Annotated in this window: 35 protein-coding genes; all 35 read right to left on the reverse strand. The window is 38.5% G+C overall.

Going from position 1 to position 23,378, the window contains the following annotated elements; translation table 11 throughout:
* Positions 1 to 3: 3 nt before the first annotated feature.
* Positions 4 to 117, reverse strand: coding sequence for a 50S ribosomal protein L36 (gene rpmJ / locus MKX39_RS18515; protein ID WP_003247619.1), 114 nt, complete (start codon positions 115 to 117; stop codon positions 4 to 6).
* Positions 118 to 157: 40 nt separating this feature from the next.
* Positions 158 to 376, reverse strand: a complete 219-nt coding sequence (gene infA / locus MKX39_RS18520; RefSeq protein ID WP_016429904.1) for a translation initiation factor IF-1 — start codon at positions 374 to 376, stop codon at positions 158 to 160.
* 440 nt (positions 377 to 816) lie between these two features.
* The gene (locus tag MKX39_RS18525) at positions 817 to 1,470 is read right to left on the reverse strand and encodes an adenylate kinase (RefSeq protein ID WP_093537845.1); all 654 of its coding nucleotides are present in this window, start codon (positions 1,468 to 1,470) and stop codon (positions 817 to 819) included.
* Positions 1,471 to 1,536: 66 nt separating this feature from the next.
* Positions 1,537 to 2,829, reverse strand: coding sequence for a preprotein translocase subunit SecY (gene secY / locus MKX39_RS18530; RefSeq protein WP_093537846.1), 1,293 nt, complete (start codon positions 2,827 to 2,829; stop codon positions 1,537 to 1,539).
* Positions 2,829 to 3,269, reverse strand: coding sequence for a 50S ribosomal protein L15 (gene rplO / locus MKX39_RS18535; RefSeq protein WP_093537847.1), 441 nt, complete (start codon positions 3,267 to 3,269; stop codon positions 2,829 to 2,831). The genes secY and rplO overlap by 1 nt, the downstream gene beginning before the upstream one ends.
* A 32-nt stretch (positions 3,270 to 3,301) precedes the next feature.
* Positions 3,302 to 3,484: a 50S ribosomal protein L30 gene (rpmD, locus tag MKX39_RS18540; RefSeq protein ID WP_093537848.1), complete on the reverse strand. Its 183-nt coding sequence runs from the start codon at positions 3,482 to 3,484 to the stop codon at positions 3,302 to 3,304.
* A 15-nt stretch (positions 3,485 to 3,499) separates the two neighbouring features.
* Positions 3,500 to 4,000 carry a 30S ribosomal protein S5 gene (gene rpsE, locus MKX39_RS18545; RefSeq protein WP_093537849.1) on the reverse strand — a complete coding sequence of 167 codons (501 nt, stop codon included), beginning with the start codon at positions 3,998 to 4,000 and terminating at the stop codon, positions 3,500 to 3,502.
* A gap of 21 nt (positions 4,001 to 4,021) precedes the next feature.
* Positions 4,022 to 4,381 carry a 50S ribosomal protein L18 gene (gene rplR, locus MKX39_RS18550; protein WP_093537850.1) on the reverse strand — a complete coding sequence of 120 codons (360 nt, stop codon included), beginning with the start codon at positions 4,379 to 4,381 and terminating at the stop codon, positions 4,022 to 4,024.
* A gap of 30 nt (positions 4,382 to 4,411) precedes the next feature.
* Complete coding sequence (rplF, locus tag MKX39_RS18555) at positions 4,412 to 4,951, reverse strand: 50S ribosomal protein L6 (RefSeq protein WP_093537851.1); 540 nt, start codon at positions 4,949 to 4,951, stop codon at positions 4,412 to 4,414.
* A gap of 30 nt (positions 4,952 to 4,981) precedes the next feature.
* Positions 4,982 to 5,380 (reverse strand): 30S ribosomal protein S8, encoded by a 399-nt coding sequence (rpsH, locus tag MKX39_RS18560; RefSeq protein ID WP_090567854.1) that lies wholly within the window; start codon positions 5,378 to 5,380, stop codon positions 4,982 to 4,984.
* Between the two features lie 30 nt (positions 5,381 to 5,410).
* Positions 5,411 to 5,596: a type Z 30S ribosomal protein S14 gene (locus MKX39_RS18565; protein ID WP_093537852.1), complete on the reverse strand. Its 186-nt coding sequence runs from the start codon at positions 5,594 to 5,596 to the stop codon at positions 5,411 to 5,413.
* Positions 5,597 to 5,614: 18 nt separating this feature from the next.
* A complete protein-coding gene (gene rplE / locus MKX39_RS18570) occupies positions 5,615 to 6,154 on the reverse strand; it encodes a 50S ribosomal protein L5 (RefSeq protein ID WP_093537853.1) in 540 nt (179 codons plus the stop codon).
* 23 nt (positions 6,155 to 6,177) lie between these two features.
* Positions 6,178 to 6,486: a 50S ribosomal protein L24 gene (gene rplX / locus MKX39_RS18575; protein WP_090567845.1), complete on the reverse strand. Its 309-nt coding sequence runs from the start codon at positions 6,484 to 6,486 to the stop codon at positions 6,178 to 6,180.
* 37 nt (positions 6,487 to 6,523) lie between these two features.
* A complete protein-coding gene (rplN, locus tag MKX39_RS18580; protein WP_053591327.1) occupies positions 6,524 to 6,892 on the reverse strand; it encodes a 50S ribosomal protein L14 in 369 nt (122 codons plus the stop codon).
* A 43-nt stretch (positions 6,893 to 6,935) separates the two neighbouring features.
* Positions 6,936 to 7,199: a 30S ribosomal protein S17 gene (gene rpsQ / locus MKX39_RS18585; protein WP_090567844.1), complete on the reverse strand. Its 264-nt coding sequence runs from the start codon at positions 7,197 to 7,199 to the stop codon at positions 6,936 to 6,938.
* An 18-nt stretch (positions 7,200 to 7,217) separates the two neighbouring features.
* The gene (rpmC, locus tag MKX39_RS18590) at positions 7,218 to 7,418 is read right to left on the reverse strand and encodes a 50S ribosomal protein L29 (protein WP_093537854.1); all 201 of its coding nucleotides are present in this window, start codon (positions 7,416 to 7,418) and stop codon (positions 7,218 to 7,220) included.
* A complete protein-coding gene (rplP, locus tag MKX39_RS18595; protein ID WP_093537855.1) occupies positions 7,408 to 7,842 on the reverse strand; it encodes a 50S ribosomal protein L16 in 435 nt (144 codons plus the stop codon). Before rplP ends, rpmC begins: the two co-directional genes overlap by 11 nt.
* A 1-nt stretch (position 7,843) precedes the next feature.
* The gene (gene rpsC, locus MKX39_RS18600; RefSeq protein WP_093537856.1) at positions 7,844 to 8,500 is read right to left on the reverse strand and encodes a 30S ribosomal protein S3; all 657 of its coding nucleotides are present in this window, start codon (positions 8,498 to 8,500) and stop codon (positions 7,844 to 7,846) included.
* 3 nt (positions 8,501 to 8,503) lie between these two features.
* Entirely contained in the window at positions 8,504 to 8,848 is a 345-nt protein-coding gene (rplV, locus tag MKX39_RS18605) for a 50S ribosomal protein L22 (protein WP_093537857.1), read from the reverse strand.
* A 20-nt stretch (positions 8,849 to 8,868) separates the two neighbouring features.
* Positions 8,869 to 9,147 carry a 30S ribosomal protein S19 gene (gene rpsS / locus MKX39_RS18610; RefSeq protein ID WP_093537858.1) on the reverse strand — a complete coding sequence of 93 codons (279 nt, stop codon included), beginning with the start codon at positions 9,145 to 9,147 and terminating at the stop codon, positions 8,869 to 8,871.
* Positions 9,148 to 9,207: 60 nt separating this feature from the next.
* Positions 9,208 to 10,038, reverse strand: coding sequence for a 50S ribosomal protein L2 (gene rplB / locus MKX39_RS18615; protein WP_093537859.1), 831 nt, complete (start codon positions 10,036 to 10,038; stop codon positions 9,208 to 9,210).
* A 42-nt stretch (positions 10,039 to 10,080) separates the two neighbouring features.
* Positions 10,081 to 10,365 (reverse strand): 50S ribosomal protein L23, encoded by a 285-nt coding sequence (gene rplW / locus MKX39_RS18620; protein WP_093537860.1) that lies wholly within the window; start codon positions 10,363 to 10,365, stop codon positions 10,081 to 10,083.
* The gene (gene rplD / locus MKX39_RS18625; protein WP_093537861.1) at positions 10,365 to 10,988 is read right to left on the reverse strand and encodes a 50S ribosomal protein L4; all 624 of its coding nucleotides are present in this window, start codon (positions 10,986 to 10,988) and stop codon (positions 10,365 to 10,367) included. The genes rplW and rplD overlap by 1 nt, the downstream gene beginning before the upstream one ends.
* 26 nt (positions 10,989 to 11,014) lie before the next feature.
* Positions 11,015 to 11,644, reverse strand: a complete 630-nt coding sequence (rplC, locus tag MKX39_RS18630; protein ID WP_093537862.1) for a 50S ribosomal protein L3 — start codon at positions 11,642 to 11,644, stop codon at positions 11,015 to 11,017.
* A 45-nt stretch (positions 11,645 to 11,689) separates the two neighbouring features.
* Complete coding sequence (rpsJ, locus tag MKX39_RS18635; protein WP_042478628.1) at positions 11,690 to 11,998, reverse strand: 30S ribosomal protein S10; 309 nt, start codon at positions 11,996 to 11,998, stop codon at positions 11,690 to 11,692.
* A gap of 377 nt (positions 11,999 to 12,375) precedes the next feature.
* Positions 12,376 to 13,692 (reverse strand): Na+/H+ antiporter family protein, encoded by a 1,317-nt coding sequence (locus tag MKX39_RS18640; protein ID WP_340771089.1) that lies wholly within the window; start codon positions 13,690 to 13,692, stop codon positions 12,376 to 12,378.
* A gap of 239 nt (positions 13,693 to 13,931) precedes the next feature.
* A complete protein-coding gene (locus MKX39_RS18645; RefSeq protein ID WP_340771091.1) occupies positions 13,932 to 15,911 on the reverse strand; it encodes an ABC transporter permease in 1,980 nt (659 codons plus the stop codon).
* The gene (locus MKX39_RS18650; RefSeq protein WP_340771092.1) at positions 15,901 to 16,662 is read right to left on the reverse strand and encodes an ABC transporter ATP-binding protein; all 762 of its coding nucleotides are present in this window, start codon (positions 16,660 to 16,662) and stop codon (positions 15,901 to 15,903) included. The genes MKX39_RS18645 and MKX39_RS18650 overlap by 11 nt, the downstream gene beginning before the upstream one ends.
* A 98-nt stretch (positions 16,663 to 16,760) precedes the next feature.
* Positions 16,761 to 17,792: a sensor histidine kinase gene (locus tag MKX39_RS18655; RefSeq protein WP_340771094.1), complete on the reverse strand. Its 1,032-nt coding sequence runs from the start codon at positions 17,790 to 17,792 to the stop codon at positions 16,761 to 16,763.
* The gene (locus tag MKX39_RS18660; RefSeq protein WP_340764086.1) at positions 17,789 to 18,478 is read right to left on the reverse strand and encodes a response regulator transcription factor; all 690 of its coding nucleotides are present in this window, start codon (positions 18,476 to 18,478) and stop codon (positions 17,789 to 17,791) included. Before MKX39_RS18660 ends, MKX39_RS18655 begins: the two co-directional genes overlap by 4 nt.
* Positions 18,479 to 18,569: 91 nt before the next feature.
* Positions 18,570 to 19,757: an elongation factor Tu gene (tuf, locus tag MKX39_RS18665; protein ID WP_093537867.1), complete on the reverse strand. Its 1,188-nt coding sequence runs from the start codon at positions 19,755 to 19,757 to the stop codon at positions 18,570 to 18,572.
* Positions 19,758 to 19,873: 116 nt separating this feature from the next.
* A complete protein-coding gene (fusA, locus tag MKX39_RS18670; protein WP_340771096.1) occupies positions 19,874 to 21,952 on the reverse strand; it encodes an elongation factor G in 2,079 nt (692 codons plus the stop codon).
* 62 nt (positions 21,953 to 22,014) lie between these two features.
* Positions 22,015 to 22,485 carry a 30S ribosomal protein S7 gene (gene rpsG / locus MKX39_RS18675; RefSeq protein ID WP_093537869.1) on the reverse strand — a complete coding sequence of 157 codons (471 nt, stop codon included), beginning with the start codon at positions 22,483 to 22,485 and terminating at the stop codon, positions 22,015 to 22,017.
* A 41-nt stretch (positions 22,486 to 22,526) separates the two neighbouring features.
* Entirely contained in the window at positions 22,527 to 22,949 is a 423-nt protein-coding gene (rpsL, locus tag MKX39_RS18680) for a 30S ribosomal protein S12 (RefSeq protein WP_093537870.1), read from the reverse strand.
* Positions 22,950 to 23,047: 98 nt separating this feature from the next.
* Positions 23,048 to 23,296, reverse strand: coding sequence for a ribosomal L7Ae/L30e/S12e/Gadd45 family protein (locus tag MKX39_RS18685; RefSeq protein WP_093537871.1), 249 nt, complete (start codon positions 23,294 to 23,296; stop codon positions 23,048 to 23,050).
* Positions 23,297 to 23,378 lie beyond the last annotated feature (82 nt).

Raw genomic sequence — 23,378 nt, forward strand, 5'->3', positions numbered from 1 at the left:
TTATTATCCTTGTCTTTGTTTGTGTTTAGGATTTTCACAGATTACCATTACTTTACCGCGTCGGCGAATTACCTTACATTTTTCGCAGATCGGTTTCACAGATGGTCTCACTTTCATCTAACCTAACCTCCTTAGTAGTCCGGAGTGCAAAAGATTATTATTTAAAACGGTACGTAATACGACCGCGAGTTAAATCGTAAGGAGAAAGTTCAATTGTGACTTTATCTCCAGGTAAAATACGGATGAAATGCATACGAATTTTACCCGATACATGCGCAAGAATCGTATGACCGTTTTCTAATTCTACCTTAAACATCGCGTTTGGCAAAGTCTCAACAACTGTTCCTTCGACTTCAATTACATCATCTTTCGCCATCAACCCTGTCTCCCTTCTATATACAAATCAGGTTCTCATCAATGCTCAAACGTAATTTGCTGTTAGTATAGCCTCAATAGGAACGAAACTATTCGTTCAAGCATATGTTTGGAAATCATGAGAGATGTTCGAAAGACACTCGTAAGGTTTCGCTTATAGCAATCCACGGAGTAGACCGTCTCCCTCATGTCAACATGTTCGTACGAATGTGTTGGATGAGTTCCATAGTACCCGTTCGTTACACAGATGCTTCCACGAAACCCATTATACATCGTAAGTATTTTAAATGCACGTGGACAAGGGAGTCCGCGCTTTTGATGCATTCCTTTTCCTCCGAACGTATACCGGGCGCAATATGCTTTTGCAGCTCTCGAAAAAAACATTTTCGTTCTATTGCATACTACCCGGGTATTCAGTCGTCTGCGACAGGCACCGGGCAATTATATGCGGTTGCCCTGTAACAGAGCATCAAGATCAGCGAATACTAGTTTAATATCCTGCTGTCCATCTATATTAGATAAAACACCTTTGTCTTCATAAAAATCAAGCAAAGGTTGTGTTTGCTTCATATTTACTTCCAGACGGTTAGTTACCGTTTCCGGATTATCATCAGCACGTTGATAAAGCTCTCCACCATCTTTGTCACATACCCCATCTTTAGCAGGTGGATTAAAGACTAAATGATAAGCAGTTCCACATTCTTTACAAATGCGGCGACCTGTTAGACGTTTGATTAATTCTTCTTGTTCTACTTGAATATTAAGCACATGCTCAATAGATTTGTCGATATCCGAAAGCAAAGCATCTAGTGCATCTGCTTGTGGAACTGTACGAGGAAATCCATCAAGTAGGAATCCTTTTTCACAGTCTGGTTTACTTAATCTTTCGCGGACAATACCAATCGTTACTTCATCAGGTACCAAGGCACCTTGATCCATAAACGATTTTGCTTTTAAACCTAGTTCCGTACCATCTTTAATAGCTGCACGAAACATATCGCCTGTAGAAATATGAGGGATTGCGTACTTCTCAACAATTTTATCTGCCTGAGTACCTTTTCCGGCACCAGGTAAACCCATTAAAACGATATTCATACGAAAATGCCCCCCCAGGACTATATAGTTGATTTTTAGGAACATTAACGTCCCTAAAAATCCACCTTATTTCATAAAGCCTTTATAATGACGTTTAACTAGTTGGGATTCTAGCTGTTTCATCGTTTCGAGTGCAACCCCAACTACGATTAACAAACTTGTTCCGCCAATTTGTGCTGATTGCGGTAAATCCGCATACTTCACAAATAGCATCGGCATGATTGAAATAATAGCTAAGAATATAGCTCCAACAAATGTTAAACGATACAAGACGCTAGTTAAATAGTTTTGTGTATTGATCCCTGGACGAATCCCAGGAATATACGCACCTTGCTTTTTCAAATTGTCTGCTACATTTTCTGGGTTCACTTGAATGAACGCATAGAAGTAAGTAAAAGCAATGATCAAAGCAATATAAATTGTCATACCAATAGGTTGTGTATAATCTAATGCTCTCGTAATAGCATCGGTAGTGTTATTCTGACCGAAGAATAAAACGATTGACTGAGGCGCCATAAGAAACGCTGATGCAAAGATTACCGGGATTACTCCCGCAGCATTAACTTTTAAAGGTAAGTGAGTCTGTTGACCGCCTGTTTGAGCAGCACCAGAAACACGTTTCGCATATTGAATTGGAATTTTACGCAACGCTTGTTGAACGTAAATTACTCCAACTGTTACTGCGATAATCGCCAATAAAAGTAGAATGATGATTACTATATTGATAAACAGTGCATCTCCTGCACCTTCAATTTGTTGCGCATACACTTGGTTAACTGCGTTTGGAATGGCAGCAGCAATACCAGCGAAGATAATAATAGATATACCATTACCAACACCTTTAGCGGTAATTTGCTCTCCTAACCACATTAAAAATGCAGTTCCGGCTGTCAAAACAAGTGCAATAACTAAGTATGTCAATATACCGTCATCTTTTATTAAAGAACCACTATACATACGGTTAAAACCGTAAGACATAGCAATTGCTTGAACAAAAGCTAACACAATTGTGAAGTATCGAGTGAATTGTGCAAGTTTCCGTCTTCCGACTTCCCCTTGTTTTGCCCACTCAGTAAACTTCGGAACAACATCCATTTGTAGTAATTGTACTATGATGGATGCAGTGATGTAAGGCATGATACCCATTGCTAAAATAGAAAAGTTAGCAAGGGCTCCGCCACCGAATGTATTAAGGAAACCAATCAAACCCATTTGGTCTGTTTGTTTTAATACATCAGCATCAACGTAAGGTACTGGAACAAATGTCCCAATACGGAAGACGATTAACATCAATAAAGTAAAAATGATTTTATTTCTTATATCTCTAACACGCATAAAGTTGGAGATTGTCTGAAACATTAAACCACCTCTGTTGATCCGCCAGCGTTCTCAATTGCTTCTTTTGCTGATGCAGAGAATTTATGAGCTCTTACAGTTAACTTTTTACCAAGAGTTCCATTACCTAGAATCTTGATACCAGATTTCTCACTGCTCACAACACCTGTTTCTATTAATAGAGCAGGCGTAACTTCTGTGCCGTCTTCGAAACGATTTAATGTGTCAAGGTTCACAATTGCGAATTCTTTACGATTAATGTTCGTAAATCCACGTTTTGGTAAACGACGGAATAACGGGTTTTGACCGCCCTCAAATCCTGGACGAACGCCTCCGCCTGAACGAGCGTTTTGACCTTTATGACCTTTACCTGATGTTTTACCAGTTCCAGACCCGATTCCACGTCCGATACGCTTGCGCGAAGAACGAGAACCTTCTGATGGCTTTAACTCATGAAGTTTCATATGGTGGCACCTCCTTATTCTTAAAATAAAACTTATATTTCTTTAGTTGTTACTAGATGAGCTACTTTTTTAACCATGCCACGAATAGCGACATTGTCTTGATGCTCAACTGTTTGATGCATTTTACGTAATCCAAGAGCTTCTACTGTTTTGCGTTGAGTTGGTTTAGTACCAATCAAGCTTCTAGTCAGGGTAATTTCTAGTTTAGTTGCCATTGTAATTTCCCCCCCTTATCCTAACAGTTCTTCTACTGATTTACCACGCAATTTAGCAACGTCTTCAGCACGTTTTAACTGAGTTAAACCTTGTACTGTAGCACGTACCATGTTAATTGGTGTATTAGAACCAAGTGATTTAGAAAGAATATCTGTAATACCAGCTAATTCAAGTACTGCACGAACTGGTCCACCAGCAATAACTCCTGTACCAGGCGCTGCAGGTTTAACTAGAATAGAACCGGCACCAAAATGTCCTACAACTAAATGAGGAGTAGTCCCTTTAACTCTTGGTACTTCTATTAAGTTTTTCTTCGCGTCTTCAACAGCTTTACGGATAGCATCTGGAACTTCTTGTGCTTTACCAGTACCAAATCCTACATGTCCATCTTTGTCACCGACAACTACTAATGCAGTAAAACGGAAACGACGTCCACCTTTTACAACTTTAGCAACACGGTTGATCGTTACTACGCGTTCTTCAAGTTCAAGTTTGTTTGGGTCAATACCACGCATGAAATATGTCCCTCCTTCTTCTTAAAATTCTAAGCCGTTTTCACGTGCAGCTTCAGCTAACGCTTTAACACGTCCATGATATAAGTAACCGCCACGGTCAAATACAACAGATTTGATGTTTTTTTCTGTAGCGCGTTTTGCGATTGTTTCACCGATCAATTTAGCAGCTTCTACATTTCCAGCTGTTCCATTGAAATCTTTATCCATAGTGGATGCACTTGCGATTGTAACACCTTGAGTATCATCAATCAGTTGTGCGTATAAATGTTTATTAGAACGGAATACATTTAAACGAGGACGTTCAGTAGTACCCGTGATTTTTGTACGAACACGTACATGACGTCTCTTACGAACTTGATTTTTGTCTTGTTTCGTAATCACAGTGGTCACTCCTTTCTAATGCGAAAAGCATTATTTACCTGTTTTACCTTCTTTACGGCGTACAACTTCGCCTTCATAACGAATACCTTTACCTTTATACGGCTCTGGTGGACGAACTTGACGAATGTTAGATGCTAAAGCACCAACACGTTCTTTATCAATACCGCGAATGATAATTTTTGTATTTGCAGGAACTTCAACTACTAGTCCGTCTTCAGGAGTGAACTCAACTGGATGTGAGTACCCTACATTAAGTACAAGTTTAGTTCCTTGTAATTGTGCACGGTAACCTACCCCAACTAATTCAAGTGCACGTTCAAATCCTTGAGAAACACCCGTGATCATGTTAGCTAGCAAAGCGCGAGTTGTACCATGAATCGTACGGTGCTCTTTTGAATCCGAAGGGCGTACTAAAGTTATTACAGTACCTTCTTGCTCAATTTTAATATCTTGGTTAAAAGATTTTGTTAATTCACCTTTTGGTCCTTTTACAACTACTGTGTTTTCAGCGCTAACTGTTACAGTAACTTCTGCAGGAACCTCTATTGGTTTTTTACCTACTCGAGACATTTTGTTGCACCTCCATTCGTTTGTTGATTATTACCAAACGTAAGCTACGATTTCTCCGCCAACTTGTTTAGCGCGAGCTTCTTTATCTGTTAATAAACCATTTGAAGTAGAAACTAAAGCGATTCCTAAACCGTTCAATACTTTAGGTACTTCGTTTGTTTTAGCGTAAACGCGTAGACCAGGTTTTGAAATACGTTTCAAACCAGTAATAACGCGCTCGTCATTTTGACCATATTTTAAGAAGATACGGATGATACCTTGTTTGCTATCTTCTACATATTCAACATCACGGATGAAACCTTCGCGTTTTAAAATCTCCGCGATTTCCTTTTTCAGGTTTGAAGCAGGAACTTCTAATTTCTCGTGACGAACCATGTTAGCATTACGAATGCGTGTAAGCATATCTGCAATTGGATCTGACATTGTCATTACATTTACCTCCTTCCCAGTTATAGGGGATTACCAGCTTGCTTTTTTAACGCCAGGAATTTGTCCCTTGTATGCAAGTTCACGGAAACAAATACGGCAAAGCTTGAATTTACGATATACAGAGTGCGGACGTCCACAACGCTCACAGCGTGTGTATGCTTGCACTTGGAACTTTGGCGTACGTTGTTGTTTAACGATCATTGATTTTTTAGCCACGTTTTCGCCTCCCTTATTTTACTTTTGGAATGGCATACCGAATTGTGTTAATAACTCGCGAGCTTCTTCGTCAGAATTCGCAGTTGTTACAATTACGATGTCCATACCGCGTACTTTCGAAACTTTATCATAATCGATTTCAGGGAAGATCAATTGCTCTTTGATTCCTAGAGTGTAGTTACCGCGACCGTCGAATGCTTTTTTAGAAACACCACGGAAGTCACGTACACGCGGAAGAGAAATAGCGATTAATTTATCCAAGAAGTCATACATACGTTCTCCACGTAGAGTGACTTTTGTACCGATTGGCATACCTTCACGTAGACGGAATGTAGCGATCGATTTTTTAGCTTTCGTAACTACAGGTTTTTGTCCTGAAATAATTTGTAATTCCTCAACAGCTGCGTCAAGCGCTTTTGTATTAGAAACAGCATCACCAACACCCATGTTGATAACAATTTTATCAACTTTAGGTACTTGCATTACTGATTTATATTCAAATTTGCTCATTAGAGCAGGAGAAACTTCCTTAAGATACTTTTCTTTTAGGCGGTTCATGTGTGTACCTCCCTTCTCTTTACTTATTTAATAATTTCACCGGATTTTTTCGCAACACGAACTTTTTTGCCATCTTCCACTTTAGAACCTACGCGAGTCGGCTCGCCGGTTTTAGGGTCAATTAACATAACATTCGATACGTGGATTGCAGCCTCGTGGCTTACAATTCCTCCTTGCGGATTAGCTTGGTTTGGCTTCATATGTTTTTTGATGATGTTTACACCTTCAACTAACACACGGTCTTTCTTAGGAAAAGCAGTAAGAACAACACCTGTTTTACCTTTGTCTTTACCTGAGATTACCATTACTTTGTCGCCTTTTTTAACATGCATTCTTGTCGCACCTCCTTGATTGGCACTTTCATGTAAATTAAAGAACTTCTGGAGCTAATGAAACGATTTTCATAAAGTTGCTGTCGCGTAATTCACGAGCAACTGGTCCGAAGATACGAGTTCCACGCGGGCCTTTATCATCTTTGATAATAACGCAAGCATTTTCATCAAATTTGATATAAGTTCCGTCTTTACGGCGTACGCCGCTTTTAGTGCGAACGATTACAGCTTTAACGACGTCACCCTTCTTGACAACGCCACCTGGTGTTGCTTTCTTAACTGTACATACGACGATATCGCCGATATTAGCAGTCTTACGTCCAGTACCACCAAGTACTTTAATAGTTAAAACTTCGCGTGCACCTGAGTTGTCAGCAACTTTCATACGAGTTTCTTGTTGGATCACTTAGGTAACCTCCCTTCGGAATATATTAGTTCCGAACTTATTATTAGATAATAACCGCTTTTTCTACAACTTCCAATAGGCGGAAACGTTTAGTAGCTGATAGCGGACGAGTTTCCATGATACGGACGATATCTCCGATTTGGGCTTCGTTCTGCTCATCATGAGCTTTAAATTTCTTAGAATACTTAACACGTTTACCGTATAACTTGTGTTTTTTATGAGTTTCAATTAAAACAGAAATTGTTTTATCCATTTTATCTGATACCACACGGCCAGTGTATACTTTGCGTTGATTACGCTCAGTCATGCCAGAAAACCTCCTTTATCAGTTGTTTGCACTGATTTCTCTTTCACGAACCACAGTTTTCATACGCGCGATCGCTTTACGAACTTCGCGAATGCGAGCTGTGTTTTCTAATTGACCAGTCGCCAATTGGAAGCGTAGGTTGAAAAGCTCTTCTTTCAGTGATTTTACCTTTTGTTCTATTTCTGCAGTAGTAAGGTCACGGATGTCATTAGCTTTCATTAGATTCACCACCAATTTCTTGACGTTTGATTATTTTACATTTAATCGGAAGCTTATGTGATGCTAATCTCAATGCTTCACGAGCAACTTCTTCAGAAACGCCAGCTATTTCAAACATAATTTTTCCAGGTTTTACAACTGCTACCCATCCTTCAGGAGCACCTTTACCTGAACCCATACGTACCTCAAGAGGCTTTTTCGTATAAGGTTTGTGAGGGAATATTTTAATCCATACTTTACCGCCACGTTTCATGTAACGTGTCATTGCAATACGGGCTGCTTCAATTTGACGACTTGTGATCCAGCTTGCTTCAGTTGCTTGTAAACCAAACTCACCGAATGCTATTTCTTTGCCGCCTTTAGCTTCACCACGCATTTTCCCACGGTGTTCACGACGATATTTAACGCGTTTAGGCATTAACATATTATTTGCCTCCTTCCTCAGAGTTCTTCTTAACTGGAAGGACTTCACCACGATAGATCCATACTTTAACGCCAAGCTTACCATAAGTTGTGTCAGCTTCAGCATGTGCATAATCAATGTCAGCACGTAATGTATGAAGTGGTACAGTTCCTTCGCTGTAATGTTCAGCACGAGCAATGTCAGCGCCGCCTAAGCGTCCAGATACTTGAGTTTTAATACCTTTAGCGCCAGAACGCATTGTGCGTTGAATTGCTTGTTTTTGAGCACGACGGAAAGATACGCGCCCTTCTAGTTGGCGTGCAATACTTTCTGCTACTAATTTAGCATCTAAGTCAGCTCGTTTTATTTCAACAATATTTATGTGTACACGTTTACCAGTTAAATCGTTCAAGTGCTTGCGAAGTGCTTCCACTTCCGTACCACCTTTACCGATTACCATACCTGGTTTAGCTGTGTGAATTGATACATTAACACGTTTTGCAGCGCGTTCGATTTCTACAGTAGAAACAGAAGCTTCTTTCAAACGAGTTTCGATGTACTTACGGATTTTCAAGTCTTCGTGTAGTAGAGTTGCATAGTCTTTACCAGCGTACCATTTTGACTCCCAGTCACGAATGATGCCTACTCGTAATCCTATAGGATGTACTTTTTGACCCACGAATTATCCCTCCTTCTTCTCTGATACCACGATTGTGATGTGGCTAGTACGTTTGTTAATAGCACTTGCACGTCCCATAGCACGTGGGCGGAAACGTTTTAATGTTGGACCTTCATCAACAAAGACTTCAGAAACAACTAGGTTATTTACATCTAAATCATAATTGTGCTCAGCGTTGGCAACTGCGGATTTTAATACCTTTTCAACTACAGGCGATGCTGCTTTTGGAGTAAGTTTTAAAATTGCAACTGCTTCACCGATTTGCTTACCTCTGATTAAATCAACGACTAATCTTACTTTACGAGGGGCAATGCGCACTGTTTTAGCAATAGCTTTTGCTTGTGACATTTTAATGACCTCCTCTCAAATTAGCGTCTTGTTTTCTTATCATCAGAACCATGACTACCTATAGCGCGTGTTGGTGCAAACTCGCCAAGTTTATGACCTACCATATCTTCAGTTACGTATACAGGAACATGTTTGCGTCCGTCATATACAGCGATTGTTAACCCGATAAAAGTAGGGAAAATTGTAGAACGGCGAGACCAAGTCTTAATCACTTGTTTTTTCTCAGAGTCCTTTTGTGCATCGACCTTCTTAATTAGATGATCGTCTGCGAAAGGTCCTTTTTTCAAGCTACGACCCATGCTGAAACCTCCCTCCGTGATGACACCACGGTTCTATCTGCGAACCGTAGTAAGACCACTTTATTTTTTACGACGACGAATGATAAGTTTGTCGGATTTGTTTTTCTTGTTACGAGTTTTGTATCCAAGAGTTGGTTTACCCCATGGAGACATTGGTGACTTACGACCGATTGGAGTTTTACCTTCACCACCACCATGTGGGTGATCGTTCGGGTTCATTACTGATCCACGTACAGTTGGGCGTTTACCTAACCAACGATTACGACCAGCTTTACCAATGTTCACAAGTTCGTGTTGTTCGTTTCCTACTTCACCGATAGTTGCACGGCAAACACCTAGGATTAAACGAACTTCACCAGATTGTAAACGTACGATTACGTACTTACCTTCTTTACCAAGTAATTGAGCAGATGTACCAGCAGAACGAACTAACTGACCACCTTTACCAGGTTTCATTTCAATGTTATGGATAGTAGTACCCATTGGAATGTTTTGTAATGGAAGAGCGTTTCCTGCTTTGATATCAGCTTCTGGTCCTGACACGATTGTCATTCCCACTTCTAAGCCTTTAGGAGCTAGGATGTAACGTTTTTCCCCATCCGCATAATTAATTAATGCGATATTCGCAGTACGGTTTGGATCATATTCAATAGTAGCAACGCGTCCTGGTATACCATCTTTATTTCGTTTGAAATCAATGATACGGTATTGACGCTTATGTCCACCACCATGATGACGAACAGTAATTTTACCTTGATTGTTACGGCCGCCTTTACGTTTCACAGGAGCAAGTAGAGATTTCTCTGGCTTGTCAGTTGTGATTTCAGCGTAATCTAATGAAGTCATGTTACGACGTCCGTTTGTCGTTGGTTTATACTTTCTAATCGCCATGTTATTCCCTCCTTCTTGATTATTAATTCCTTATTATAAGGATTAGATTTCGAATAACTCGATTTCTTTGCTTTCTAGAGTTAACGTAACAATAGCTTTACGACGCTTGTTCGTATACCCACCAAATTTACCTACGCGTTTGTATTTTCCTTTGTAGTTCATGATGTTAACTTTCTCAACATCTACTCCGAAAATTTCTTCAATTGCGTATTTAACTTGAGTTTTATTGGCACGAGTGTCCACTTCGAAAGTGTACTTTTTATCTGCCATTACTTCAGAAGAACGCTCGGTAATGACCGGACGTTTAATAATATCACGTGCTTCCATTATCCAAGCACCTCCTCTACTTTTTCTACTGCTGCTTTAGTCATTACAACTTTGTTATGACCGATTAAATCTAAAACGTTAATGCCTGTTGCAGACACTACTGTGATTCCAGGGATGTTACGAGCAGCTAATGCTACTGTTTCATCTAAATCAGCAGTTACGAATAACGCTTTTTTATCGATTGAAAGGTTAGATAACACTTTCACGAAGTCTTTTGTTTTTGGTGCATCAAATGCTAAACCTTCAAGTACTACGATACTTTCTTCACGAGCTTTTGTTGAAAGCGCTGAAAGAAGTGCTAAACGACGTACTTTTCTAGGTAATTTGAAGCTGTAACTACGTGGAGTTGGTCCGAAAACAACACCACCACCACGCCATTGTGGAGAGCGGATAGAACCTTGACGAGCACGTCCAGTTCCTTTTTGTTTCCATGGTTTACGTCCACCACCAGCAACTTCAGAACGGTTTTTCACTTTGTGATTACCTTGACGAAGTGAAGCGCGTTGAGAAATGATAGCGTCAAATAAGACAGATTCATTTGGTTCGATACCGAAAATTTTATCGTTCAATTCGATTTCGCCAACTGAAGTTCCTGCTTGATTGAATAATGATACTTTTGCCATTCCTGTTTCCTCCTTTCTTTAGAGAATTATTTCGATTTAATAGCAGCTTTAACTACTACTAATGATTTACGAGAACCAGGAACATTACCTTTTACTAATAATAGGTTACGTTCAGCATCCACTCTTACGATTTCTAAGTTTTGGATTGTTACTGTATGTCCACCCATTTGACCAGGTAATTTCTTTTGTTTGAATACACGGTTCGGAGCAACTGGCCCCATTGAACCTGGACGACGGTGGTAACGAGATCCATGGGCCATTGGTCCACGAGATTGTCCGTGGCGTTTAATAACACCTTGGAAACCTTTACCTTTAGTAGTACCTGTTACATCAATTACATCGCCTTCTGTAAAACTTTCTACCTTGACTTCTTGACCAACTTCGTAATTAGCTGTATCCAAGCCGCTGAATTCGCGGATGAAGCGCTTAGGAGCAGTGCTTGCTTTAGCTACGTGCCCTTTCGCAGGTTTGTTAGAAAGCTTTTCGCGCTTGTCTTCAAAACCTAACTGAATAGCTTCGTAACCGTCTGTTTCAACTGTTTTCTTTTGAAGTACTACGTTTGGAGTAGCTTCAATAACAGTTACAGGGATTAAGTCACCGTTCTCAGCAAATACTTGCGTCATACCGATTTTTCTACCTAAGATTCCTTTGGTCATCCGTCACACCTCCTATAATAATTTGTGTTTTTTTATTTTTTACCATTAAAGTTTGATTTCAATATCAACGCCAGATGGTAAATCAAGCTTCATTAACGCATCAACAGTTTGTGGTGTTGGGTTAACGATATCGATAAGACGTTTATGCGTACGCATTTCGAATTGCTCACGAGAATCTTTATACTTATGAACAGCACGAAGAATCGTATAAACAGATCTTTCAGTCGGAAGTGGAATCGGACCCGATACACTTGCACCTGAACGTTTAGCAGTTTCCACAATTTTCTCAGCAGATTGATCCAGAATTCTATGATCATACGCTTTTAAACGGATACGAATTTTTTGTTTTGCCATTACTTTCCCTCCTTTTCGCCTATTTTCTAGACATTCTCCACGAAAATTTTCCGTACACTCGCCATGGCAAAGCGGCCGGGTGTGTCGGTAACCTCTCGCTTCATCGCAGTCAAAGACCAACATTCAACATTATACACATTAAAAAAATATTTCGCAAGTGTTTTTTACGAAATTATTTTTAAAGTTATAACCGCATTACTTTTCTATAATTCTTATGTTTTTCTAAGCCGTTTTCTAGTATATAAAATTCTAGTGAAAATAGCAACTGATAACAATAATAATATATACGCAACACGCATACTCTTCTGCAAGCTCTTTAAAGTTACTATAACTAAAAGGGATATCTCTTCTATAGAGATATCCCTTTCTAGTTATTACTATAGAACAAACACAACTGCAATCCATCCGAAAAGCACGAGCGGAATATTATATGCAACAAACGTGGGAACACAAGTATCCCATATATGGTTATGCTGTCCATCTACATTCAATCCTGCAGTTGGGCCAAGCGTTGAGTCAGAAGCAGGTGACCCGGCATCACCTAAAGCACCTGCTGTGCCTATTAATGCAATTGTTGCTAATGGACTTAATCCAAGTTCCATTGCAAGCGGTACAAAGATGGCAGCTATTATAGGGATAGTAGCAAATGATGAACCGATCCCCATCGTTACAACCAAGCCTACTATTAACATAATCAGCACTGCTATACTCACATTACCCTGTAATAATCCCGAAGATGCTTCTACAAGACTTTCTACATGCCCCGTAGCATTAATAACCGCTGCAAATCCATTTGCGGTAATCATAACGAATCCTACAAAGGCCATCATACGCATTCCTTCAGTGAGAAGTACATCCGCTTCTTTCCTTTTTAATGCACCACTGACATAAAGGACAACGATACCAGCAAGCGCTCCGGCAATCATAGAATCGGTTTCAACTTGAACTGTCAAAGCCGCAACCAAAGAAATAATAGTAAAAACTATACTACTTTTCTTTACATCTACTTCTAGATCATTCACTTCTACTTCTTGCTGCTTATAACTTCTGGGTTTCCGAAACAAAACAAATGCCATTACAAGTCCAAATACCATTCCTAGAGCTGGAACTGCCATCGCCTTAGGAATATCGCTTAAAGCTATTTCTAATCCTGATAACCCCATCTGTGTAGCAACGATGTCTTGATAAATTGCACCAAACCCGTATGGCAAAAACATATACGGGGTAATTAAACCGAAAGCTAAAATACAAGCTATCAATCTTCGATCCACTTGCAACATATTTAACACTTTTAAGATGGGTGGTACCAGTAATGGGATGAAGGCAATATGAATCGGAATTAAGTTCTGCGAGAATACAGCCATCATAAGTAACAACAAGAATACTAAAGCTTTCACTAGCCCTACTTTATTGGAGTCTCCTTTACTCTTTACTAACTTCAAGATGGCTAACACTAATAACTCAGGTATACCAGTCTTGGAGATAGCGATGGCAAAGCCTCCTAGTAACGCATAGCTAAGTGCTATGGTCGCCCCAGCTCCTAACCCACCTGTAAATGCATCAATGGTTTCCGCAACGGATAAACCGGCTGTAAGGCCTCCTACAAGGGCCCCTATAATTAAGGAGAATACTACGTTGATACGAAGTAAACTCAATACTAACATGACTATTACCGCTATTAAGACAGCATTCAACTTTACCACTCACTTTCACGCACTAGATTACTAATAGGTAGAAGTTTATATTTTTTTAATGAAAATGTCAATAGATTATATAATAATCTAAATCACTTTTAAAACTAACCTTGTCGGAATGAACAAGTCTATCTCCTGAGCACAAACCTGTACTAATAAAATATTACTCATTCAATATCTATGAAAAACTCTATACAAAAACAAAAGCCTGACCTCCAAATGGAAATCAAGCTTTTGTATTATAAGGCTGCTTCTACTACCTTTCGATAATAACCTGCTGAAAGAATCGCAAAGATGGAGTAAAGAACAATATATATACCCATTGTGATTAATAAGGGAGCAACCAACTCGGTGCCAAATAAAATCCAACCCGATTTTACTGCAAAATAACTATGTGCTAAGCCTATTATTAATGGAAAACCGAAGTTAAACAACTGCTTACGTCGGATCCCACTCATAATCTCATTAGTAGTAAAGCCCATTTTGCGTAAAATTTTATAGGTTCCTTTTTCTTCATCCGCCTCAGACATTTGTTTAAAGTACAGAATACTACCTGTAGCTATTAAAAACGCTAAGCCTAAAAATCCACTTATAAAAATGGTCATTCCAAGTGAATCTAACATATTTATGCGATAATCTTCCTGTGATTGTACACTGACTGTGTTTGTTGCTCGATCATTACCTGGAATAGGCATTTCCACTGACACTTTATTTGCTTCAAATACTTCTTGCGCCTTTATTAATTGATTTTCTTCCTTCAAATCCATACCAACTATTTTTTGGTTCTTAGTAAGAGGGTCATTAAGTAGCTTTTGAAAATAGGTGTCTGACACTACGACTGTAAAAAATCCAAAATAGTGATAATCAGGTATTAGTCGATCCTCTATAACTTCCTTAATAAATATTTCATCTTTACCTGTAGAAGTATTAAACTGTATAGGTTTTTGTCCTTCTATTCTTATGTTTTCTGCGCTCAAACTATCGTAACCTATTATATAACCTTCCTCTTCTTGTAATTGAAGATTAGGAAGCTTTTTTTGAATCGCCTTTAGGCTAACAACTTGTACACCTAACTCGGTGGACAAAGTTTTATCTAACGCAGCTTTCTTGATCAATAAAGTACGGACATCTGATGGAACCGCTAGTATGTCAATATCATACCTAGTATATTGAATTCCTTCTTTATCAAATTCTCCAACCATTTCAAAACCAGTATCCTCATACATTATAAAATCATAAGGTACTGCTTGATTCGCCACTGAGTCCGTTGAATAGTAGGAAATGTAGGTTAATGTTAATATTGCTAGCGTAGTCGCGGACAATACTGTAATAGTAGTCAGAGACATCGCATTGGCTTTCATTCGATGCATGATCGTTGATAACGATAATACATCTTGAATAGATAGCAAACCTTTTTTACTTTTTCTTATAAGGTTTAGGATTAACGCTACCGAAAATCGAAATACAAAATAGGTTCCACCAACCGTTAAAGCAAGTATAGAAACCATTTTGAATAACAGTATATTGGCAGAAGGTAAGTTATCCAAGTCTAATAGTGTCGTCGATAAATAGTAGCCATACCCTATAGAAATCAACCCTACAAATCCTAAAAACATCTGAAAGGCATTAAACTTTTTGACCCTTTCATCTGCGACTGCGGTTGTTGTAATTAGAGCTAGTAGAGTTACTCTTTTAATTCTTATTGCGGTTTGCAAAATTACTATCAATAATAGTACTGAAAAAATAACTATAGTATTAATCATTGCTTCTACAGAAAATGAAAGCTCTACAAATGCGTCCTTTTCTACTATTTTCAAGAGAATCATTACAAATATTCTTGAGGTAAGTAAACCTACTAATACACCAATGACAATAGCACTGAACCAAAGAATAATATTCTCAATTGCTATTAGTCTAGCCACTAGGCTCTTGGACATGCCGACTAGCTGGTATAAACCAATTTCTTTGCTCCGTCTATTCATGAAGAGCTTATTAGCATAGAGTACAAAGAAAGTTACGATAAATAATAATAAATAGGAAGCTGCTTTTAATGCAGCTGAAGATCTACCAGTACCGATTTCATTAACAATGGCTGGATTGTACTGTAAAGTAACAAAAGAATAATATAATGAAACACTGAATACTAAAGCAAAAACATAGAGATAATAACTCTTTATATTTTTCCTCATACTTCTTAAAACCAATTGATTAAGCGTCATAGCCATCACCACTCAATACACCTTGGGTATTCATGATCTCTTGGAAAAATTGTTTGCGATCCTTGTCACCCTTATACAACTCAGAATATATCTGTCCGTCCTTTAAAAATAGAACACGTGAGCAAAAGCTTGCCGCTACAGAGTCATGTGTTACCATCATAATCGTGACTTTCTTTTCTTTGTTTATTTTTTCCAAATTACTTAACAATGCAGTAGCAGATTTGGAATCTAGAGCTCCAGTTGGCTCATCTGCAAATACAATAGAAGGATTACCGACTAGTGCCCTTGCCGCAGATGTTCTTTGCTTTTGTCCACCAGATATCTCATTAGGATATTTGTTTAATATATCTTCAATTCCTAAAAGAGCTGTAATATCCCTTATCTTGTCCTCCCCCTCGCTCTTAGAGGTTTTTCCTACAGATAATGGAAGATAAATATTTTCTTTAACTGTTAGCGTATCCAACAAATTATAATCCTGAAAGATAAAACCAAGCTGTTCTCTTCTAAATTTGGAAAGCTTCTGTTCTTTCATTTTTTGAAGATTATTATTGTTAATCTCAATTATTCCAGATGTAACTTTATCAATTGAAGCTAAGACATTTAATAGGGTTGTTTTCCCTGAGCCCGAAGGTCCCATAATCCCAACAAATTCCCCTTCTCGTACTTCTATGTCAATATCCTTTAACACTTCCTGAGTATTGGATTTTTTACCAAATACTTTTTTAATCTTTCGACCTCGTAAAATAACCATGGTCTACCTCCTACCTTTTATTAACTTCATTTTACCCATTATTTCAAGATTAATCGTTCGTTTTAGGTGACAAACAAAGAAAGTAGATGACATTTTCGTCACCTACCTAGTATTTCTTGCATCTCATTTTGTATGGGGAATTGTAAGGAAAAGGTAGAACCAACACCTATCTCTGAAGTAACGTTTATATTAATCCCAAGTTTTTCCGCGGAATTCTTAGCTAAGTATAGCCCCATTCCAGTTGAGGCAGCACTTTCTCTTCCAACCCTACCGGTAAAGGACTTTTCAAAAATTCTAGGCAAGTCCGCTTGCGATATTCCTACCCCTTCGTCTTTTATAGAAAGGACTAGATGACCCAAATTGTCTATTGTTGTACTTATATGAATTTCTTTGTGCTCTTTGCTATATTTCACAGCATTTGATACGATTTGCCTTACAATAAATGCTAGCCACTTGTGATCAGTAAGTGTTGTTTTATCTAACCCTTCTGTTTCAAATCCAATATTCCGTTGCATACACCACGGCTTCAATTCTTTAATTTCCCGGAATATAACTTTTTGCAGATTTACTTTTTCTATAACGTTATCTTTCTCAATAAATGGTAGTCGTGTTTTATGAAGTTGTTGGTCTAATAGCATATGCATTCTAAGCCATTCTACTTCTAGTTGTTTCTTAAGGATCGAATCTTCTACATTATCTATCATTAGCTTCATACTCGTAAGCGGTGTTTTCATCTCATGTATCCAAGAAAGGGTCTGGTCCTTTTCTTCTAGAAAAAGTATATGGGAACCATTGAGCTCATGTTTTCCTGATTGAATAATTTCTTGTATCTCATCCATCATCATCTTATCAAAAAGGGATTGTCCGTCAGGTAGTCTAGCTATAAGCTGATCGAACGTCGAATCACCACGATTGACCTTTAATACATTTTTAATAAACTTTGTTTCCCTAAAATACCTACATAAAAAGAATACTAAAAATAAAAGTAGATTAGTACTATTCATATATAGAATAGAAGTATTAGTAAAGTTTACGTCTAATGTAAGGAGAATATTTAGCCATAGCTGTAGAAAACTAAAAAATAAAATCCAAGCTGATCGTTCTTTTATATATAATAGAAACAGCCTCATAGCCCCTCCTTTGTTATTGCTATATAACCTAATCCCTTTTTGGTCACGATGACTTCTTCCAACCCAATTTGCTCTAGTTTTAAGCGCAATCTATTAACGTTTACAGAAAGTGTATTGTCATTCACAAACTTTTCGTCATCCCATAATCTTCTCATAAGCTCATCTCTAGAAACAATTTTATCTAAAGACTGAACTAACACTCTTAGGATAAACAACTCATTTTTAGTAAGTTCAACCTCTTGATCTTCTCTGGAAATAGCGCTTCTAGAATAATCAATGATAGCATCATTCCAATGGACAATATCTAATTGCTCATCCCCATAATCATAAGTTCTTCGAAGTATTGCTTGGATTTTCGCCAATAACACTTCCATATTAAAAGGTTTTTGTACAAAATCATCTGCACCCATTTGCATTGCCATAATCATGTCCATTGGATGATCTCTAGATGAAAGAAAAATAATAGGAACTTTCGAGTGTCGACGAATTTCTCGGCACCAATGAAAACCATCATATGCTGGAAGTTGAATATCTATAATAACCAACTGTGGTTTCTCTTCTAAAAAAGTAGGAAGTATTTGCTGGAAATTAATTGGGCCAATTACTTCAAATGACCAATGAAGAAAATGATCTTTTATCAAATTGAATATAGAAATATCATCTTCTATTAACAAAATTTTTTGCATTTTATACACCCCTTTACTCAGTGTACACAATTTTAGGCATAAAAAAAACCATCTCGTCGTCACGAGATGGTTTTTATATAAGAATTATAGATTACTTAGTGATAGTAGCAACTACACCAGCGCCTACAGTACGTCCACCCTCACGGATAGAGAATTTAGTACCTTCTTCGATAGCGATTGGTGAAATTAGAGATACTGTCATTTCGATGTTGTCTCCAGGCATAACCATTTCTACGCCTTCTGGTAAGTTACAAACACCAGTTACATCAGTTGTACGGAAGTAGAACTGAGGACGGTAGTTTGAGAAGAATGGAGTATGACGTCCACCCTCTTCTTTAGAAAGAACATAAACTTCAGCTTTGAAGTCTGTGTGTGGAGTAATTGTACCTGGTTTAGCTAAAACTTGACCACGTTGGATATCTTCACGAGCTACCCCACGAAGAAGAGCTCCGATGTTGTCTCCAGCTTCTGCATAGTCAAGAAGTTTACGGAACATTTCAACACCAGTTACAGTAGTTGATTTAGCTTCTTCTGTAATACCGATAATGTCTACAACGTCACCGATTTTAACTTGGCCACGTTCAACACGTCCTGTTGCAACTGTACCACGACCAGTGATTGAGAATACATCCTCAACTGGCATCATGAATGGTTTGTCAGTTTGACGTTCTGGTGTTGGGATATAGCTATCTACAGCGTCCATTAATTCAACGATTTTTTCTTCCCATTCTGCTTCGCCTTCAAGAGCTTTAAGAGCAGAACCTTTGATTACTGGAATGTCGTCGCCTGGGAAATCGTATTCAGAAAGAAGATCACGAACTTCCATTTCAACTAATTCTAGTAATTCTTCGTCGTCTACCATATCACATTTGTTCATGAATACAACTAGGTATGGAACACCTACTTGTTTAGATAAAAGAATGTGCTCACGAGTTTGTGGCATTGGGCCATCAGCAGCAGATACTACTAAGATCCCACCATCCATTTGTGCTGCACCTGTGATCATGTTTTTAACATAGTCAGCATGTCCTGGGCAGTCAACGTGTGCGTAGTGACGAGTTTCAGTTTCATACTCAACATGTGAAGTATTGATAGTGATACCGCGTTCTTTTTCTTCAGGTGCATTATCGATATCAGCGTAAGACTTAGCTGTTCCACCCATTTTTTTAGAAAGAACTGTTGCGATAGCAGCAGTTAGAGTTGTTTTACCATGGTCAACGTGTCCGATAGTACCAACGTTAGCATGTGTTTTGGAGCGGTCAAATTTTTCTTTAGCCATTAGAGAAGTCCTCCTCAGTAATTGTATGATTTTTTATTATAAAAGTAAGGGACTAAACGCCCCTTAACTTTCATAGACTACAAATTAGTTATACTTTAAATTTGGTGATAATTCAATTATTCACCTTTATTTTTTTTGATAATTTCTTCAGAAATTGATTTCGGAACATCTTCATAGTGATCGAATGTCATTGAGAAGACTCCGCGTCCTTGCGTATTAGAACGTAAAGACGTTGCATATCCGAACATTTCAGCAAGCGGAACCATTGAACGCACTACTTGTGCATTTCCGCGAGCGTCCATACCTTCAACGCGTCCACGACGAGAAGTGATATCACCCATGATGTCTCCTAAATATTCTTCAGGAATAACAACTTCAACTTTCATGATAGGCTCAAGAATTACTGGGTTTACTTTAGATACAGCATTTTTCAATGCCATAGAAGCAGCAACTTTGAAGGCCATCTCATTGGAGTCAACGTCATGATATGATCCGTCGTATAATTTTGCTTTAATATCGATTAATGGATATCCAGCAAGTACACCATTGTTAAGTGAGTCACGAAGACCTGCCTCAACAGCTGGAATGTATTCACGTGGAACTACCCCACCGACAACAGCATTTTCAAACTCAAAGCCTTTTCCTTCTTCGTTTGGAGAGAATTCGATCCAAACGTGTCCGAATTGACCACGTCCACCTGATTGACGTACGAATTTACCTTCAACTTTAGCTGAAGAGCGGAAAGTTTCACGGTAAGATACTTGAGGAGCACCTACGTTAGCTTCTACTTTAAATTCGCGACGCATACGGTCAACTAAGATATCAAGGTGAAGTTCACCCATACCAGCGATAATAACTTGACCAGTTTCTTGGTCTGTATGAACGCGGAATGTAGGATCTTCTTCTGCTAATTTAACAAGAGCAGCACCCATTTTATCTTGGTCAGCTTTAGATTTTGGCTCAACTGATAACGAAATAACTGGCTCTGGGAATACCATAGACTCTAGAATTACTAAAGCTTTTTCATCACAAAGTGTATCACCAGTAGTAGTATCTTTTAGACCTACTGCTGCAGCGATATCTCCAGCATGTACTTCTGAAATCTCTGAACGAGAGTTCGCATGCATTTGTAGAATACGTCCTACACGCTCACGCTTACCTTTTGTTGAGTTTTGAACATATGATCCGGCTTGTAACGTACCAGAATATACACGGAAGAATGTTAGTTTACCAACATAAGGATCCGTCATAACTTTAAATGCTAATGCAGAGAAAGGTTCTGAGTCATCCGAATGACGTAAAATTTCTTCTTCGCTATCTGGGTCAGTACCAACCATAGCAGCAATATCAAGTGGTGATGGAAGGTATGCAACAACTGCGTCTAGAACTTTACGAACACCTTTGTTTTTGAATGCAGTACCACACACTACTGGATAGAACTCTACGTTTAGGGTACCTTTACGAATACCGTTAACTAATTCTTCGTTCGTGATTTCTTCACCATTTAAATATTTATCCATTAAGTCTTCGTCAAGTTCAGAAACCGCTTCAACTAGTTTTTCACGGTATTCTTGCGCTTGAGCTTTGTACTCTTCTGGAATTTCTATTTCTTCCATATCAGTTCCTAAGTCATTAGGATACATAGTTGCTGTCATCGTAATTAAGTCAATAATTCCGTTGAATTCATCTTCTGCACCGATAGGTAATTGAATTGGATGAGCGTTAGCTTGTAAACGATCATGAAGCGTTCCTACAGAATAAAGGAAGTCCGCACCCATTTTATCCATTTTGTTGATGAAAACAATACGTGGTACGCCATAAGTTGTAGCTTGACGCCATACTGTTTCAGTTTGTGGTTCAACACCAGATTGAGCATCTAGTACTGTAACCGCACCATCAAGTACACGAAGTGAACGTTCAACTTCAACAGTGAAGTCTACGTGTCCAGGTGTATCGATGATATTTACACGGTGATTATCCCAAGCAGCTGTTGTTGCAGCAGAAGTAATCGTAATTCCACGTTCTTGTTCTTGCTCCATCCAGTCCATCTGTGATGCACCTTCATGAGTTTCCCCGATTTTGTGGATTTTACCAGTGTAGTATAGAATACGCTCCGTAGTAGTAGTTTTACCAGCATCGATGTGAGCCATGATACCGATATTACGTGTTTTTTCTAAGGAGAACTCTCTAGCCATATTGTATTTCTCCTTCCATAGTCGGATTAGAGTATAGTTTTATAATAATATTAAAAAAGATTCTACCAACGGTAGTGAGCGAATGCTTTGTTAGCTTCAGCCATTTTGTGTATATCTTCACGTTTTTTAACTGATGAACCAGTATTATTAGATGCATCAAGAATTTCGTTAGCTAAACGTTCTTCCATCGTTTTTTCTCCACGAAGACGTGAATAGTTTACTAAGTAACGAAGACCTAGTGTTGAACGACGATCAGGACGTACTTCAACTGGTACTTGATAGTTAGCACCACCAACACGGCGAGCACGAACTTCTAGAACTGGCATTACATTGTTTAGGGCAGCTTCAAATACTTCTAATGGATCTTTACCAGAACGTTCTTTTACAAGTTCAAACGCTCCGTATAGAATTTTTTGAGAAGTACCTCTTTTACCATCAACCATCAATTTATTGATTAAACGAGTTACTAGTTTTGAATTGTAAATTGGATCTGGTAACACGTCACGTTTGGAAACAGGACCTTTACGAGGCATGTGTTTTCCTCCTTTCGACGAATGTCAAATTATTAATTATATTATTTTTTTGCTGCTTTAGGGCGTTTAGCGCCATAAAGTGAACGACTTTGCATACGACCAGTAACACCAGCTGTATCAAGAGCACCACGTACGATATGGTAACGTACTCCTGGTAAATCTTTTACTTTTCCTCCGCGGATAAGTACAACACTATGTTCTTGTAGGTTGTGTCCTTCTCCTGGAATATAAGCAGTAACCTCTAACGTATTAGTTAAACGTACACGCGCATATTTACGAAGTGCTGAGTTAGGTTTTTTCGGCGTCATAGTACCAACACGAGTACAAACCCCACGTTTTTGTGGAGAGTTTAAGTTAGTACCAGCCTTTTTGAAGCTGTTATAACCTTTCCCTAGTGCAGGAGACTTTGATTTCGTGATTTTGGATTGACGAGGCTTACGTACTAATTGGTTAATTGTAGGCATCGATTATTCCTCCCTTCATTTGTTCTTGTTAATACCACACATCCAGGTGGTTCATTTTTTGGGTAAAAACAAAGTCTTTGTGATTTACACAAAAACTGTTACACAGTAATAGCTACTACTGACGCCGCTAAGCGCAGTCCACAAGCCTTACCAAGATCTACTTTAGACTCAACATAGTTAATTGAAACATTGTTTTCTTGTGCTGTTGTTCGTGCTAGTTCAATGATTCTCTCTTCTATATCTAGTGCAATATAAACTTCTTTGACAAGCCCTTTTTTCATTGCTTTTACTGCTTGCTTTGTACCTATGATTGTTTCTTTCGCTTGTTTCACTTTTTCATAAGACATTTGCATATCCTCCAAAGGGTACAAGTCAAATAACTATCAACCTTAAATATATTATCACTCATTGAAAAATGTGTCAACAGTA

The sequence above is a fragment of the Psychrobacillus sp. FSL K6-1464 genome (genome assembly GCF_038003145.1).
Classification (GTDB): Bacteria; Bacillota; Bacilli; order Bacillales_A; family Planococcaceae; genus Psychrobacillus; species Psychrobacillus psychrotolerans.